Consider the following 16,101-nt stretch of genomic DNA (forward strand, 5'->3'; position numbering starts at 1 on the left):
TCCCGTGCAGCGCAGTGGCGAAGTGGAAAGAGAGCCTGACATGGCCCGTAACGTCACCATCGAGATGGATGAGGACTTCCTCGCCGACCTGCGCAAGGTGTTCGGTGTGGAGACGGACGAGGAGGCGGTGAAGGAGGCCGCCATGCGGCTGGCCAAGTACGTGCGCCGCCAGGACTTCATCGACGACATCAGGTCGGGCAGGATCACCCTGCAGTACGACCTCCCGAACGAGCACGGACAGGGGTCGTCGGCGGCGTGAGCGAGCGATACCTCATCGACAAGTCCGCACTCGCGCGCTGGGAGCAGGATGCCGTCGCCGACGTGCTCGATCCGCTCCATGAGCGAGGACTGCTCTGCGTCGCGGGCCCTGTGTACATCGAGGTCATGTATTCGGCACGCGACGGGCAGGATGCCCGGAGGGTGCGCGAGCAATTACGTGGGTTCGACTATCTGCCGTGCCCCGACGAGGTGTGGGACTCCGCGGTCGAGACCCAGGACAAGGCGATCGCGAAGGGCAACCACAGGGCACTTTCGCTCGCGGATCTGGTGATCGCGGCCATTGCCCAACGTCATCAGGCCACTGTCCTCCACTATGACCAGGACTACGACCAGATCGCCGAGCTGACCGGTTATCCGAGCCGATGGGTCGTCGAGGCGGGGTCGGCCGACGGGGGTGGGTGAGGCTGCTCGTTGTCGGGACACGGTCGGTGCTCCGGCGCGATGATGGGCCGATGGCAGCAGCAGGGCAGCCAAGAGCGTGGCTGTGGGCGGGAATCGGGCTTCTGGCGGCGGGGTCGGTGGCGCTCGTCTGACCGGATGACAGCTCATGGCGACGATGACGCCGGGGCGCTCGGCGTCTGTAACACCCTTGCCGGGCTTTACCGTGCAGTCGGGGTCGTGGACCGGGCCATCCCGCTCTATGAACAGACACTCGTTGGCCGCGAACGCGTCCTCGGTGATGACCACCCCGACACCATCACCGCGCGCAACAATCTCGTGGACGCCTACCAGGCGGTGGGGGATCTGGAGCGAGTCTCCACGCTGCGCAAGCGCTGCGGCTGATGGGCGAGGATCATTCGGACACGCCACCGCACTGGCCAGCCTCGCCACGCCCCACAGGGGGCGGACGATCCGGCGCGGACGGTGCCGCTGTACAAAGGTGGGCGCGCGCCGGGCTCACCCGCGCGCTGGGTGCGGACCACCCGCGCACCCGAATCGTGCGCATGCAGCTGGCCCGCGTCACCGCGCCCGACGACCCCGCCCTGTGACCCCGCCCACACCCACGCGTACCCCCTGGTGGGGCGGGGCAGGGGACCCGGCGCGAGCGGGGCGGGTCCGGGGCTTTCCGGGGTTCCCCCCACCAAGATCATGTCGTGAGCGGGACATCTCACGATGTGGCACCACCCGGGCGGATCCGGCCCGCTCGTTAGACTGAGCCGACCGCAGTAATGGACTGAGCGAGGAGCGCACGTGGGCCTTGTCGTGCAGAAGTACGGAGGCTCCTCCGTTGCCGATGCCGAGGGCATCAAGCGCGTCGCCAAGCGGATCGTGGAAGCCAAGAAGAACGGCCACCAGGTGGTCGTCGTGGTTTCCGCGATGGGCGACACGACGGACGAGTTGATCGATCTCGCCGAGCAGGTATCTCCGATGCCGACCGGCCGGGAATTCGACATGCTGCTGACCGCCGGAGAGCGGATCTCCATGGCACTTCTGGCCATGGCGATCAAAAACCTGGGCCACAAAGCCCAGTCGTTCACGGGCAGCCAGGCCGGCGTCATCACCGACTCGGTCCACAACAAAGCGCGGATCATCGATGTCACGCCGGGGCGCATTCGCACCGCGCTCGACGAGGGCAACATCGCGATCGTGGCCGGGTTCCAGGGCGTCAGCCAGGACTCCAAGGACATCACCACGCTCGGGCGCGGCGGGTCGGACACGACCGCCGTCGCCCTCGCCGCGGCGCTGGACGCCGAGGTGTGCGAGATCTACACCGATGTCGACGGCGTGTTCACCGCCGATCCCCGGGTCGTGAAGAAGGCCCGGAAGATCGACTGGATCTCCTTCGAGGACATGCTGGAGCTGGCCGCGTCCGGCTCCAAGGTGCTGCTGCACCGCTGCGTCGAGTACGCACGCCGTTACAACATTCCGATCCATGTGCGCTCGTCCTTCAGCGGGCTGCAGGGCACCTGGGTCAGCAACGAACCGCGAGGGGATCAGCAGGTGGAGCACGCCATCATCTCCGGAGTCGCCCACGACGTCTCCGAAGCGAAGATCACGGTGGTCGGCGTCCCCGACAAGCCCGGCGAGGCCGCGGCCATCTTCCGTACCATCGCGGACGCCGAGATCAACATCGACATGGTCGTCCAGAACGTGTCGGCCGCGTCGACCGGGCTGACGGACATTTCCTTCACCCTGCCCAAGGCCGAGGGCCGCAAGGCCATCGACGCGCTGGAGCGGGCCAAGGGCACCATCGGCTTCGAGTCGCTGCGCTACGACGACCAGATCGCCAAGATCTCGCTGGTCGGCGCCGGTATGAAGACGAACCCGGGCGTCACGGCCGGGTTCTTCGAGGCGCTCAGCGACGCCGGGGTCAACATCGAGCTGATCTCGACGTCCGAGATCCGTATCTCGGTGGTCACCCGCGCCGACGACGTCAACGAGGCCGTCCGCGCGGTGCACTCCGCCTTCGGCCTGGACTCCGACTCCGACGAGGCCGTGGTCTACGGAGGCACCGGACGATGACCCGCAAGCCGGCGCTCGCGGTCGTCGGAGCGACCGGGGGCGCCGGCGCGGTGCTGCTCCAGATCCTGTCCCAGCACGCGGACGTCTGGGGCGAGATCCGGCTGATCGCCTCCCCGCGCTCGGCGGGCCGCGTGCTCGCCGTGCGCGGCGAGGACACCGAGGTCCGGGCGCTCACCGAGGAAGCCCTCGACGGTGTCGATGTGGCCGTTTTCCTGGTGCCCGAACCGGTCGCCGCCCAGTGGGCGCCGGTCGCCGCCGCCAAGGGCGCGGTGGTCGTGGACACCTCGGCGGCCTTCCGGATGGACCCGTCGGTGCCGCTGGTGGTGCCCGAGGTCAACCCCCATGCCGTACGGCTGCGGCCGCGCGGCATCGTGGCGTCCCCGCACTGTGTGACGCTCGCGCTGATCGTGGCGGTGGGCGCGCTGCACGCCGAGTACGGGCTCAGCGAGCTCGTCGTCTCCACGTATCAGGCCGTCAGCGGAGCCGGGCGGGCCGGCGTCGCGACCCTGCGCGACCAGCTCTCCCTCGTCGCCGGTACGGAACTGGGCACCGCGCCCGGCGATGTGCGCCGGGCCGTGGGCGAGGACACCGGGCCGTTCGCCGCGCCGGTCGCGCTCAATGTGGTGCCGTGGTCGGGCGATCCGGCCGACGGCGGCTGGTCGACCGAGGAGCTGGGGCTGCGCGACGAGACCCGCAAGGTGCTCGATCTGCCGCGCCTGGCGGTCGCCGCGACCTGCGTACGGGTCCCGGTCGTCACCACCCACTCGGTCTCCGTGCACGCCCGCTTCGAGAACGAGGTCGAGGTGGCGCGGGCGAACGAGATCCTGGCGACCGCCCCGGGCGTCGTCCTCTTCGACAACCCGGCGGTGGGCGACTTCCCGACACCCGCGGACTCGGTCGGCACCGACCCGGCCTGGGTCGGCCGGGTGCGGCGCTCGCTGGACGATCCGCACGCCCTCGACCTGTTCGTCTGCAGCGACAACCTCCGCAAGGGCGCGGCCCTGAACGCCGCGCAGATCGCGGAACTCGCGGCGGGCGAATTCACGGCGGAACAGCGCATGAACTCCACGGAGAACTCTGCGGGCAACTCTGCGGCAAAGTAGCCACGAACTTTGTAGGATCTGTGAACGCTCTGTGAGCAAGTCGCTGGTCTGTACCACTTGAACTGCGCCGTTGCCCTGTTACACGATTCATTTCCGTGTCCCTGCAACCGGCAGCCCGGCATGGAGCGTCTATGCGGTCGCCCATTCAAGGTGCCGTAAATATTGGGGCATTGGGGAAGAGCGAGTACGCATGAGGGCATTTGTCGCACTGTCAAAAACGGTGTCGTACGCGTACAACCCTGACGGGGGGAAGCGTGTCCAACTGGCGTGGCAGAGGTACTCGACATCACCGCGCTTCCGGTGCGGGGCGCGATGGTGCGCCCGCTCCGGCGGCCGCGCACGCCCGGCGGCATGCCGGTGATCGCCCCCATGCCGGCGGCGCGCCCCACCCGGGTGCCCGCGCAGTCCTCGACCCGCGAGGGCGCTGACGACCTCATGGCTGCGGGTACCACCGTCGACCACCTCACCGAGACGTACCGCGCGCACTACCGCTCGCTCCTCGGCCTCGCCGCCCTGCTGCTGGATGACACCGCCTCGTGCGAGGACGTCGTCCAGGAGGCGTTCATCCGCGTCCACTCGGCCCGCTCGCGCGTGCGCGACCCCGAGAAGACGCTCGCGTATCTGCGCCAGACCGTCGTCAACCTGTCCCGCTCGGCGCTGCGCCGCCGCATCCTCGGGCTGAAGCTGCTCTCCAAGCCGATGCCGGACATGGCGAGCGCGGAGGAGGGCGCGTACGACCAGCTGGAGCGCGACGCCCTGATCAAGGCCATGCGCGGCCTCCAGCGCCGCCAGCGCGAGGTCCTGGTGCTGCGCTACTTCGCGGACATGACCGAGTCGCAGGTCGCCGAGACGCTCGGGATATCCCTGGGCTCGGTGAAGGCGTACGGCTCGCGGGGGATCGCGGCGCTCCGGATAGCCATGGAGGCCCCGGCATGAGCGCCCGGCGGAACTGGGGATTCGGGGAGGCGGGCCGTCGTCGCGAGGACGGTGTGCAGGGGTCTGACGGTGTCCATGGGGACGACGGGCTGCGTGGGCCTGATGGTGTCCGTTGGGACGACGGCGTACGTGGGGACGTGCGCGGTGACGACGGTGTCCGCGAGGACCACGGCGTACGTGGGGACGTGCGCCGGGAGCACGGGTATCCCGGTTTCGACGGGGATCACGGGGAGAGTACGTACGGGCCCGACCGCCCTCTGGACGACCGGACTGGAAACGGAATTGTGAACGACCCCTTCCCACCTGGCCTCACGCCGGACGAACTCGCGCTGCGGCGGCTGCTGCACGGCGCGGTCGACGGCATGGAGCCCGCCGACGGAGCCCTGGACCAGCTGCGCCGGGCCGTCCCGGCGCGCCAGGCCCGCAAACGGCAGGCCGTGGTCGGCGCGGTCGCCGCGGCGCTCCTGATCGGCACCGCGATCCCCGCGTTCCTGCACGTCGCCAACACCTCTTCCTCCTCCGAGGACCGGCCCGCCATCGCCGGACACGGCCAACAGGACCAGGGCGGCACCGGCGCCGCGCCGGGTGTGGAGGGCGGTGGACGGGGGGCCGAGAAGCCCTCCGGCCGGATGACCCCGAGCTCGGTGCCCGGCTCGACCGTGAAGCCCTCGGCGAGCGGCACGACGCCGCCGGGCGCGTCCGCCGCCGGTGCGAGCGGGCCTGTCGGCGGGCCCGCCGTCCCAGGGTCACCGGTCTGCGACGCGACCGAACTCGGCGTGAAGTACGCGAAGGTCACCAAGCCGGATGCGGATGGGAAGGTCTACGGCACGTTCCGCGTCGCCAATGTCTCGCACTCGCTCTGCCAGGTCAGCGGCGCGGGCAAGGTCAACTTCCAGGCGCTGGGGGCGGCCGACGCGTCCCGGATCAGCGTGGTCGACCACGCCTCGGGCGATCCGGCGGCCGGGCTGCCCGATCCTTCGCAGGAGGCGACGGGGCTGGTGCTCAAGCCTGCGGCTGCGTACGAGGTGAAGTTCGCGTGGGTGCCGTCCGAGACGTGTCCGAAGCCGCTGCCTTCGCCTGCGCCGTCCACGTCCCCGGCCACGCCCAATGGCTCGACCAGTGGTGCGGGTGGTGGGACGCCGTCCGGTGCGCAGACCCAGCTGGGGGCTGGTGATCCCGGGACGCCCACCGTCTCCTCGGACGGGAAGGTTGCGGTGACGCATGTCGCCGAGCCGGGTGCGCCTTCTGCCGAGGCGACGATTCCGAATGCGTGTGCCGGGACGATCTATCGGACCGGGGTGCTTGCCGCCCCCGTCCCGGCTGCCCCCTAGCGCCCTCGCGGGCCCCTTGCGGACGGCTCCTCTCGGAGGGGGAGGAGCTGTCTTGCAGGGTGGGCCCTTCCGGGGGTGCGGGTTTCGTCTGCGGACCGTGCGTGGCTGGTCGCGCAGTTCCCCGCGCCCCTAAGGGGTTGGGGTTCGGGGCGTCTTGAGCCTCAGGCCGAGCCCCGTGCCCCTAGCGGACCGGGGTTGAGGCCGTCTCTGGGCTCAGCCCCAGTGCCGCGTCCTCTGCCGCCTCCGCCTCCCTGCGCAGCAGGCGGAACCACATGAAGAGCACGAAGCCTGCGAAGACGAACCACTCGCCGGTGTAGCCGAGGTTCTGGAAGGCCTTGAGGTCCAGGCCGGTGTTCTGGGGCTTGGCGGCCGGGACGGGCTTCATTCCGGGGTCGGCCTTCGTCAGCGTGACCCAGCCGTCGTACACCTCGTACGGCACCAGGTTGACCAGCGACGCCGCGCTGATCATGCCGAGCTGGCCCTTGGGGAGCCCGCCCGACGCGTTCACGCCGTCCGTGCCGGGCGTCTCCGACGCCTGGAGCGCGCCGGCGACGGTGACCTCGCCGGTCGGCGGCGCGGGCGCGTTGGTGCCCTTGGGCAGCCAGCCGCGTACGACGGGCAGCGCCTTGCCGCCGTCGGTACGCAGCAGCGTCAGCACGTACGAGCCGCTCTTGCCGTCGACCTGGCGGTCCGGCACCAGGAACTGCTCGCCGTACTTCCCGGTCGCCGTCGCCGCCCGGCCGGACGTCTTCTGGTCCACCGGCAGCAGCTCCCGCAGCGGCACGGCCTTCTGCTCGGCGGCGCCGGGCTGCTTCTCGGCCGCGTTGTGCGACTGCACACGGTCCTCGAAGCGGCCGAGCTGCCAGGACCCCATGAACACGCAGAACGGGATCGCCAGCAGGACGAAGACGTTGATCCCCCACCAGCGAGGGGTCAGCAGGAACCGGTACACACCCCCACGGTACGGAACCCTCCCGGCGTGCCGGTCACGGGGTACGGGCTCGGGCCCGCTCAGCCGATGCCCAGATGCCTCCCCGCGAACTCCAGCTCCAGCCTGACCTGCTTGATCCGTTCCTCCACCACCAGCGAGCCGTGTCCCGCGTCGTACCGGTACACCTCGTGCACCGCGCCCCGGGCCGCGAGGCGGTCCACGTAGTTCTCGACCTGGCGGATCGGGCAGCGCGGGTCGTTGACGCCCGCCGAGATGTAGACGGGGGCCTTCACCGCGTCCACATACGTCAGCGGCGAGGACGCCTCGAAGCGCTCCGGGACCTCCTCCGGGGTGCCGCCGAGCAGCGTGCGGTCCATCGCCTTCAGCGCCTCCATCTCGTCGTGGTACGCCGTCACGTAGTCCGCGACCGGCACCGCGGCGAGCCCGAGCGCCCACGCGTCCGGCTCGGTGCCGAGGCCGAGCAGGGTCAGATAGCCGCCCCAGGAGCCGCCCGCCAGGACCAGCCGCGACGGGTCGGCGAGGCCCGAGGAGACGGCCCACTCACGGACCGCCGCGATGTCCTCCAGCTCGATGAGCCCGACCCGGTGCTTGAGCGCGTCTGTCCACTCCCGCCCGTACCCCGTGGAGCCGCGGTAGTTGACGCGCACCACCGCGTACCCGTGGTCCACCCAGGCCGCCGGGCCCGCAGCGAACGCGTCGCTGTCGTGCCAGGAGGGGCCGCCGTGGATCTCGAAGACGGTCGGGAACGGGCCCTCGCCCGAGGGCTGCTGGACCAGCGCGTGGATCCGGCCGCCGGGGCCCTCCACCCACGCGTCCCGCACCGGGACCGAACCGGGCGCCTTCATCCCCGGGGGATCGAGGACGATCTTGCCGGTGGTGGAGCGCACTTCGGAGGGGCGCGCCGCCGACGACCACAGGTACTCCACGGAACCGTCGGGCCGGGCGGTGGCGCCGGACACGGAGCCGGCCGGGGTCTCGACCTCGATCAGCTCGGGGGCCGCCAGGTCGTAGCGGAACAGCTCGCTGCGGGCCTCGAAGCTGTGCATGACGAGCAGCGCCGAGCCGTCCGGGTACCACTCCGCCGAGACGTCGCCGGGCAGTTCGAGGGCGAGGTCGATCTCCTCGCCGGTCGCCACGTCCCACACCATGGGCTCCCAGCGGCCCCGTCGCTGGTGCGCGATCAGCAGGCGGGTGTCCCCGGCCAGCGGCGCGAAGCCGAGGACCTCCAGGCCGAGCTCGTGGGTGCCGCCCTGGGTGTCGTCGAGCTCGGCGGCCGTCGAGCCGTCGAGCCGCACCACGCGCAGCGCCGAGTGCATCGCGTCGCCGTGCTCGGTGTGCTCCATGGCGATCAGCGTGCCGTCGTGCGAGAGATCGCCCACTCCGGCCGACTCGCGGTGCCGGTAGATCTCCACGGGCGCGGCGCCGGGCCGTGCGACATGGATCGTCGAGCCGTCCTCGTCGGTGGAGCGGCCGACCACCGCCGTGCCGTCCCGGCCGAGCGCGAGACCACCGGGGTAGGAGGGCTCAAGACCCGGTACGGCCGGCTCGTCGTCGCCCCCGCCGAAGGGCTGGCGCAGCCACACACCGAACTCGTCGCCGTCGGTATCGCTGAACCACCAGATCCACTCGCCGTCGGGCGTCAGCACCCCGTCCGTCGTCCCGTTCGGCCGGTCCGTCGCCTGGCGCTGGGCGCCGGTCGCCCGGTCCCATGCGTACAGCTCGTACGTCCCCGTCGCGTTCGACACGAACAGCGAGCGGTCCGGGGCGTCCTCCGCCCAGTCGGGCAGCCCGACCCTGGGCGCCCGGAACCGCTTCTCCCACTCCGGCATCTCGTTCATGGACCCATCATGCGCCGAGCCGCCGACAAACCGCCGACGGCCTCCGCAGCCTGTGGACAACTCCCGGACACCGGGGTGATGTGACAGACGTCACGGCCCGCCCGGGTGGGCGTCGGCCGTGACGTCTCGTCAGGTTCCGGGGCGGGTCCCCGGTGCGTTCCGGGTCAGGCGCCCGGTGCCGTGGTGTGGTGCGGCTGGGCCGGAGCGGCGTGCTGGTCGACGGGCGTCGACGGGATCGTGCGGGGCGTGGCCTCGGCGGCCGGGCCCGGCGCCGCTCCCGCGTCCGTCGACTCCTCCTTCATCGCCCGCGTCTCGCTCTTGAGGATCCGCAGCGACTTGCCCAGCGCCCTCGCGGTGTCGGGGAGCTTCTTGGAGCCGAAGAGCAGGATCAGCACCACCGCAACGATCAGCAGATGCCAGGGCTCAAGGCCATTGCGCAGGAACATCCCGTGGTCCTCCCGTTCTCAGCGAGACTTGCTACATTGCGCAACTGTACAACCAACATGACACGGATGAGGGCGTACGGATGGCAGGCAGCCACAAGGCGGGACACGCGCGCGGCGGCGGTCGGGGAGGTGGCGCCGACGCGCCGCCTGTCCGCAAGCGCCGGCGCCGCGGTGTGCGGCTGGCGCTGGCTGTTGTGGTGTCGTTCGTCGTGCTCGCCGTGGCCGGGGCCGGCTGGCTCTACTTCCAGCTCAACGGGAACATCAACACCTTCGACGACGGCGGCGTCTCCGGCGACCGCCCGGCTGCCTCGACCAAGGGCCAGAACGTGCTGGTCATAGGCTCCGACTCACGCGCCGGGGACAACGTCCAGTACGGCCACGGCCAGGGCGACATCGGCCGCTCGGACACCGCGTTCCTGATGCACGTCCACGCCGACCACAAGCACGCCACGGCGGTCTCCATACCCCGCGACTCCCTGGTCGACGTGCCGCCCTGCAAGCTGCCGAACGGCCAGTGGACCAAGGAACAGCACAATGTGATGTTCAACTCGGCGTTCTCGGTCGGCGACACCATCAAGGGCAACCCGGCCTGCACCCAGAACACCGTCGAGAAGCTGACCGGTCTGCGCGTCGACCACACCGTCGTCGTGGACTTCGCGGGCTTCGCCAAGATGACCCAGGCCGTCGGCGGCGTCCAGGTGTGCCTGCCCAAGGACGTGTACGAGGGCGACCTCAACCCCAACCGCCACTCGCGTGGCGAGAAGATCTTCGACAAGGGCGTCCAGGACGTCTCCGGCCAGAAGGCGCTCGACTACGTACGCATCCGTCACGGCATAGGCGACGGCTCGGACATCGGCCGTATCCAGCGCCAGCAGGCGTTCATCTCCAGCCTCATGAAGAAGGTCAAGTCGCAGGGCTTCAGCCCGACGCACCTGCTGCCGCTCGCCCAGGCCGCCACCAAGTCGATGACCGTCGACCCGGGCCTCGGCTCCGCCGACAAGCTGATCTCCTTCGCGATGTCGATGCGCAACATCGATCTGCACAACACCAAGTTCGTCACCCTGCCCTGGCGTTACGAGGGCGCGCGCGTGGCCGTGGTGAAGCCGCAGGCCGACGCCCTGTTCGCGGCGCTGCGCGCGGACCGGACCGTCGACGGCAAGGACGCGGGCGGCAAGAGCGGCGAGGGCAAGCAGGAGGACGTCAACGCCAAGAGCCCGAGCCCCACCCCGCCGTCCGGCGCCGGGATCTCGGTCGCTGTCTACAACGGCACCACCGTCAAGGGCCTCGCGAGCCGCGGCGCCGACGCCCTGAAGGCGGGCGGCTACACGGTCACCGGCACCGCGACCGCCGCCACCCACGACTTCGTGCACACGGTCATCGAGTACGGGCCGAACGACAAGGCCCACGCCGACGCCCTCGCCCAGCGCTTCCCCGGCGCGCTGCTGCGCTCGGCCAAGGCCCCCGGGCTCAGCGTCATCCTGGGCTCGAAGTACGCCGCCGACCCGACGGCGACCCCGGCCGCCACCCCCACCGCCGTACCGTCCGAGGTCGCCGCGAAGGCCCGCTCGGCCGACGACAGCGTCTGCTCCAACCTCTCGTACGGGTGATCCGGCCGCTCGTCCGGACAAGCGCCTTGGCTTGTCCGGATAAAGCCCTCAGCCCGTACGGATCAAGCCTTTCGTTCGGGTAAAGCAACCCCAAGGACGGGTAAAGCAGTTCGTCCGCCGTACGCCCGCGCCTCACAACTCGTTCACATTCGGCTCATAGCTTCGCGGCCATGAGACCCATGGGACACAAGCCCCGCAAGGCGCTGACGGTGGTGGCGCTGGCCTCCGCCGTCGCGGCGGGCAGCGCCGTCACGGCCAACTCCGCCCCGCAGCACGGCGGTCACCCGTTCCCGGGCAAGGGCGGGCAGATCCACAACGTCATCTACCTCCTCGGCGACGGCATGGGGCGCACCCATGTCACCGCCGGCCGCGAGCGCTACTACGGCGCCCAGGGCAAGCTCAATATGGAGCGCCTGCCCTACACCGGCGCGGTCGCCACGTACGCCGTGGAGAAGGGCACCAACCAGCCCGCGCTCGTCACCGACTCGGCCAGCTCCGCCACCGCCTGGTCGTCCGGCGTGAAGACCTACAACGCCGCGCTCGGCGTGGACGCGTACGAGAAGCGCCGCGCCACGCTCATGGAGCAGGCCAAGAAGGCGGGCTTCGCCACCGGCAACGTGTCGACCGCCGAGATCACCGACGCGACCCCGGCCGCCCAGTTCAGCCATGTGCTGCTGCGCGGTTGCCAGGGCCCGGTGTACTCGGACGCGGCCTGCCTGCCCAAGAACGCGGACGGCAGCTACGAGAAGGCCCCGGCCGACAAGACCCTGATCACCCCGGTCGCCGAGCAGATCGCCCGCAACGGCACCGCAGACGTCGTCCTCGGCGGCGGCCTCGCCCGCTTCGAGCCCGACGACCAGAAGGCGCTCCAGGCCCAGGGCTATCAGGTGCTCGGCAGCTTCGGCGACCCGAGCCTGCCCGCCCAGACCGCCGCGAGCCAGAAGGTCGCCACCAAGGCCGACCTCGACGCGGTCAAGGGCAAGAAGGTCGTCGGCCTCTTCAACCGCGGCAACCTCACCGTCGAGCAGGCCAAGGCCGGGCTCCCGGCGGACGCCCCGCAGAAGAAGGAGCCGACGCTCGCCGACATGGCGAAGAAGTCGATCGACCTGCTCGACGGGCGCTCCAAGAAGGGCTTCTTCCTCCAGATCGAGGGCGCCCAGATCGACAAGCGCTCGCACGCCAACGACGCGGCGCAGACGCTCGCCGAGGTCAAGGCGTTCGACGACGCGGTCAAGGCCGCGTACGACTTCGCCAAGAAGGACGGGCACACGCTGGTCATCGTGACCGCCGACCACGAGTGCGCGGGCTTCAACATCATCGAGAAGGGCACGTACACCAACGCCGAGGCCGTCGCGCCCCCGGCCAACGTGGACGCGGGCAACCCGGCCAACAACTCGACGCCTTCGCGCGCCACTTCCGGCGCCAAGGACCCGGCCCGCTCCTCCGGCATCCTCAACGGTTCCGGCTCCGGCGACGCCAAGAACTTCGCCCCGGCCACCTTCCGTACGCCGGACGACCCGGCGAACGTCAAGGACGGCAGCCCCGAGGCGAGCCTCTGGCTGACCTACCTCTCCGGCAACCACACCGGCGCCGACGTGCCGATCTACGCGTACGGGCCGGGCGCCGAGCGGTTCGCGGCTAGCCAGATCAACACCGAGCTGTACGGAAAGATGTACCGCTCGCTGTTCGGCACGGCACCGCGCGGCTGACGCCAAGTACCGATCTCCGGGCGATGTTTCACGTGAAACGGGCTGTTTCACGTGAAACATCGCCCAACGGGCGCCTGCTGAGCGCCAGTTGACCCACTCCATTCGTAGGAGAACGCAGTGAACCGTCTGATCCGCCCGGCCGCGCTCGCCCTGGCCGCGCTCGCCCTCACCACCGCGTGCTCGGGGTCCGGCGGCACCGGAGACAAGACCGACAATGGGCAGCAGGCCGTCCGGGCCGATCAGGCGGCGGCCCCGGCCGTGACCTTCCCCGCACCCCGCCCGGCCCCGTCACCTGCAGCAACCCTCGCCAAGATCCCGGCGAAGGGCGAAGTAAGCATGGAACAGGGCCCGTTCACGGACCGGGTGAAGGTGACCTCTCTCAAGCTGAGCGGTGACAAGCCGTCCGTCACCGGCCACTTCGCCATCACCTCCGACGTGAGCGATGTGCTCGCGCTCGAACTGCGCGCCGCTTTCTACGACGAGCGCGGCCGTCTGGTCGGCACCGGCAGCTTCCAGTACGCGGAGGAGGGTGAGGCGGGCGAGGCCGCGCACGGGAGCCCCGGGCACGCGGGCCCCCGCGCGGAGGGTGCCGGAATCGACTTCACGGCCGCGCCGAAGACCCCGCTGACGGGGACCCCGGCGAGCGCGGTCCTGTCGATTCCGGTGCTGGTCAACGAGTAGACCTCAGAGCGCAGTCGACGCCGCACCTGCGAGGTTCTCGGGGTTCGTGATCGCGTAGATGTCGCTCACGCGCTCGCCGTCCTCCGACGGTTCCACGACGAGGACCGAGAAGAGCCTGTCGCCGACGAAGACCAGGACGACGAGCAGCGCCATCGAGACGGATTCGGTGCGCTCGGCCGCGTCCGCCGCCGGTTCGGCCGTGAGCAGCGGCTCGCCCGTGACCAGCGGTTCGGGCAGCCACGGCCCCACGTAGGTCTCGCGCCGCCGCCCGATCTCGTCCTGCCCGGACCCTCACCGCAGTCCATGCCGCCGCGCCACCAGCCGCTCGGCGGCGGTGCGGGGCAGCAGGCGGCGCAGCGCGAAGACGAGCGGCGCGTTGCTGCCGACCGCGTACAGCGGCTTCGGCCGGGCGGCCTCGATCGCCTTCACGACGGTCGCGGCGACGGTCTCGGGCGAAATCCCGGTCGCCTCGTTGGAGTTGAGCGCGGCGAGCATGGTGCGGTACTCGGCCGCGAACGGCGAGCCGTCGCCGATGTACTGGGTGCGCCGCTCGCTGATCCCGGTCCGGATCGCGCCCGGCTCGACGGTCGTCATCCCGACCCCGTACGGCGCCACCTCCCGCCGCGCCGCGCTCGCGAAGCCCTTGATCGCCGCCTTGGACGCCACGTACGAGGAGCGGTACGCGAGCGGGAAGCTGGCCAGCATCGAACCGACCATGACGACCCGCCCATAGCCCCGCTCGCGCATGCCCGGCAGCAGTAGTTGCGTGAGCCGTACGGCGCCGAAGACGTTGAGCCGGAAGACGCGCTCGACCGCGTCCATGGGCAGCTCCTCGAACGGCCCGTTCTGGCTCTCGCCCGCGTTGTTGACGAGCACGTCGACGTGTCCGGCGGCGGCCGCGCACGCTGCCACGGACGCCTCGTCGGTCAGATCGAGCGCCAGGTACTCCACGCCGGGCACCGGCCGGTCCACCTTCTCCGGGTCCCGGCTGGTCCCCAGCACCCGGTACCCGCGCGCGACCAGCGCGGCGGCGACGGCCGCGCCGATGCCCGAGGAGGCCCCGGTCACAAGAGCGACGCGCCCGCTCACCCCAGCCTCCGCACCAGCGCCCGCCCCGCGGCCCGGCCCGAGAAGATGCAGCCGCCGAGGAACGTGCCCTCCAGGGCGTTGTACCCGTGCACCCCGCCGCCGCCGAACCCGGCGACCTCACCGGCCGCGTACAGACCGTCGAACGGGGTCCCGTCCGGCCGTACGACCTGCGAGTCCAGCGTGGTCTCCAGCCCGCCGAGCGTCTTACGGGTCAGTACGTGCAGCCGTACGGCGATGAGCGGCCCGTGGGCCGGGTCGAGCAGGCGGTGCGGCTTGGCGACCCGGGTGATGCGGTCCGGCCAGTACGCGCGCGCGTTGCGCATCGACATGACCTGGAAGTCCTTCGAGTAGTTGTTGCCGATCTCGCGGTCGCGGGCCACCACTTCCCGTTCCACCTGGTCGAGTTCGAGCTTGGGGCCGGGGGAGATCGCGTTCATGCCGTCGACGAGGTCGGGCAGGGTGCGGCGCACGACGAAGTCCTCGCCGTGGTCGAGGAACGCCTGCACGGGTCCGGGCGCCCCCTTGCGTACGCGCGAGAGCACCAGCTTCAGGTCCTTGCCGGTGATGTCGGGGTTCTGCTCGGAGCCGGAGAGGGCGAACTCCTTCTCCACGATCGACCGCGTCAGGACGAACCAGGTGTGGTCGTGGCCGGTGGCGACGATGTGCTTGAGCGTGCCCAGCGTGTCGTGGCCGGGGAAGAGCGGCGCGGGCAGCCGCCGCCCGTTGGCGTCCAGCCAGAGCGAGGACGGCCCCGGGATGATCCGGATGCCGTGACCGGGCCAGACGGGGTCCCAGTTCTTCAGGCCCTCGGTGTAGTGCCACATCCGGTCGCGGTTGACGATCGAGGCGCCCGCGTCCTCGGTGATCCCGAGCATCCGCCCGTCCACGTACGCGGGCACGCCGGTGACCATGGACTGCGGCGCGGGCCCCATCCGCTCGGCCGGCCAGTTCTGGCGGACCAGGTCGTGGTTGCCGCCGATGCCGCCGGAGGTGACGACGACGGCCTGGGCGCGCAGCTCGAAGTCACCCTCCGTCTCGCGCGAGGAGGCGACCCCGCGCGGCTCGGCCGACGGCACGAGGACGCTTCCGCGTACGCCTACGGCCGCCCCGTTCTCGACGACCAGATCGTCCACGCGATGGCGGTACCTGAAGGTGACCAGCCCGCGCGCGGCGGCCGCGAGGACGGGCTCGCGGAAGACACGGACGACCTCCGGGCCGGTGCCCCAGGTCAGATGGAATCGGGGTACCGAGTTGCCGTGCCCGCCCGCCGTGCCCGCGCCGCGCTCGGCCCACCCGACGTTCGGCGTCACACGCAGCCCTAGCCCGTACAGATAGCTGCGCTTCTCGCCGGCCGCGAAGTTCACGTACGCCTTCGCCCATTGGCGCGGCCAGTGGTCCTCGCGCTCGCGGTCGAAGCCGGCCGAGCCCATCCAGTCGGCGAGCGCCAGCTCGTACGAGTCCTTCACGCCCATCCGGCGCTGCTCGGGGCTGTCGACGAAGAAGAGCCCGCCCAGCGACCAGAACGCCTGGCCGCCGAGGTTGGCCTCGTTCTCCTGGTCGACGACGAGGACCTTGCGGCCCGCTCGGACGAGTTCGTACGTGGCGACGAGCCCGGCGAGTCCGGCTCCCACGACGATGACATCGGCGTCGTCACTCACGGAAATCTC

15 protein-coding genes and 1 pseudogene are annotated in these 16,101 nt (G+C 70.8%); 10 read left to right on the forward strand and 6 right to left on the reverse strand.

Annotation, left to right across the window (positions count from 1 at the left end; translation table 11 throughout):
- The first annotated feature begins 40 nt into the window (after window positions 1-40).
- The 7 genes from ACT1U9_RS16630 (at window position 41) to ACT1U9_RS16660 (ending at window position 6,112) form a co-directional block, all read left to right on the forward strand.
- Window positions 41-259: a hypothetical protein gene (locus ACT1U9_RS16630; protein WP_444533526.1), complete on the forward strand. Its 219-nt coding sequence runs from the start codon at window positions 41-43 to the stop codon at window positions 257-259.
- Window positions 256-681, forward strand: coding sequence for a PIN domain nuclease (locus tag ACT1U9_RS16635; RefSeq protein ID WP_444533527.1), 426 nt, complete (start codon window positions 256-258; stop codon window positions 679-681). The genes ACT1U9_RS16630 and ACT1U9_RS16635 overlap by 4 nt, the downstream gene beginning before the upstream one ends.
- A 135-nt stretch (window positions 682-816) precedes the next feature.
- A complete protein-coding gene (locus ACT1U9_RS16640) occupies window positions 817-1,062 on the forward strand; it encodes a tetratricopeptide repeat protein (RefSeq protein WP_444533528.1) in 246 nt (81 codons plus the stop codon).
- Window positions 1,063-1,470: 408 nt separating this feature from the next.
- Window positions 1,471-2,742 carry an aspartate kinase gene (locus ACT1U9_RS16645; RefSeq protein WP_188276899.1) on the forward strand — a complete coding sequence of 424 codons (1,272 nt, stop codon included), beginning with the start codon at window positions 1,471-1,473 and terminating at the stop codon, window positions 2,740-2,742.
- Complete coding sequence (locus ACT1U9_RS16650; protein WP_444533529.1) at window positions 2,739-3,845, forward strand: aspartate-semialdehyde dehydrogenase; 1,107 nt, start codon at window positions 2,739-2,741, stop codon at window positions 3,843-3,845. Before ACT1U9_RS16645 ends, ACT1U9_RS16650 begins: the two co-directional genes overlap by 4 nt.
- A 267-nt stretch (window positions 3,846-4,112) precedes the next feature.
- Window positions 4,113-4,781 (forward strand): SigE family RNA polymerase sigma factor, encoded by a 669-nt coding sequence (locus tag ACT1U9_RS16655; protein ID WP_444533530.1) that lies wholly within the window; start codon window positions 4,113-4,115, stop codon window positions 4,779-4,781.
- 284 nt (window positions 4,782-5,065) lie between these two features.
- Complete coding sequence (locus tag ACT1U9_RS16660) at window positions 5,066-6,112, forward strand: hypothetical protein (protein ID WP_444533531.1); 1,047 nt, start codon at window positions 5,066-5,068, stop codon at window positions 6,110-6,112.
- A 181-nt stretch (window positions 6,113-6,293) separates the two neighbouring features.
- On the opposite strand, the gene ACT1U9_RS16665 is transcribed toward ACT1U9_RS16660, so the two are convergent.
- From ACT1U9_RS16665 to tatA, 3 genes are all read right to left on the reverse strand, one after another.
- Window positions 6,294-7,064: an SURF1 family protein gene (locus ACT1U9_RS16665; RefSeq protein WP_444533532.1), complete on the reverse strand. Its 771-nt coding sequence runs from the start codon at window positions 7,062-7,064 to the stop codon at window positions 6,294-6,296.
- Window positions 7,065-7,123: 59 nt separating this feature from the next.
- A complete protein-coding gene (locus ACT1U9_RS16670) occupies window positions 7,124-8,893 on the reverse strand; it encodes a S9 family peptidase (RefSeq protein WP_444539134.1) in 1,770 nt (589 codons plus the stop codon).
- 173 nt (window positions 8,894-9,066) lie between these two features.
- A complete protein-coding gene (tatA, locus tag ACT1U9_RS16675) occupies window positions 9,067-9,348 on the reverse strand; it encodes a Sec-independent protein translocase subunit TatA (RefSeq protein ID WP_444533533.1) in 282 nt (93 codons plus the stop codon).
- An 80-nt stretch (window positions 9,349-9,428) separates the two neighbouring features.
- Here tatA and ACT1U9_RS16680 point away from each other — a divergent pair, with 80 nt between their 5' ends.
- From ACT1U9_RS16680 to ACT1U9_RS16690, 3 genes are all read left to right on the forward strand, one after another.
- Window positions 9,429-10,955, forward strand: coding sequence for an LCP family protein (locus ACT1U9_RS16680; RefSeq protein ID WP_444533534.1), 1,527 nt, complete (start codon window positions 9,429-9,431; stop codon window positions 10,953-10,955).
- A 170-nt stretch (window positions 10,956-11,125) separates the two neighbouring features.
- A complete protein-coding gene (locus ACT1U9_RS16685) occupies window positions 11,126-12,664 on the forward strand; it encodes an alkaline phosphatase (RefSeq protein ID WP_444533535.1) in 1,539 nt (512 codons plus the stop codon).
- Between the two features lie 117 nt (window positions 12,665-12,781).
- The gene (locus tag ACT1U9_RS16690) at window positions 12,782-13,345 is read left to right on the forward strand and encodes a hypothetical protein (RefSeq protein WP_444533536.1); all 564 of its coding nucleotides are present in this window, start codon (window positions 12,782-12,784) and stop codon (window positions 13,343-13,345) included.
- A gap of 132 nt (window positions 13,346-13,477) precedes the next feature.
- Here the strand turns inward: ACT1U9_RS16690 and ACT1U9_RS16695 are convergent.
- The 3 genes and pseudogenes from ACT1U9_RS16695 to ACT1U9_RS16705 all read right to left on the reverse strand — a co-directional run.
- Window positions 13,478-13,618: pseudogene (locus tag ACT1U9_RS16695) on the reverse strand (RNA polymerase subunit sigma-24); the annotation flags it as partial.
- A gap of 18 nt (window positions 13,619-13,636) precedes the next feature.
- Window positions 13,637-14,434 (reverse strand): SDR family oxidoreductase, encoded by a 798-nt coding sequence (locus ACT1U9_RS16700; RefSeq protein WP_444533537.1) that lies wholly within the window; start codon window positions 14,432-14,434, stop codon window positions 13,637-13,639.
- A complete protein-coding gene (locus ACT1U9_RS16705) occupies window positions 14,431-16,092 on the reverse strand; it encodes an FAD-binding dehydrogenase (RefSeq protein WP_444533538.1) in 1,662 nt (553 codons plus the stop codon). The genes ACT1U9_RS16700 and ACT1U9_RS16705 overlap by 4 nt, the downstream gene beginning before the upstream one ends.
- Window positions 16,093-16,101 lie beyond the last annotated feature (9 nt).

It is taken from the genome of Streptomyces sp. BR1, assembly GCF_052373795.1.
GTDB lineage: Bacteria > Actinomycetota > Actinomycetes > Streptomycetales > Streptomycetaceae > Streptomyces.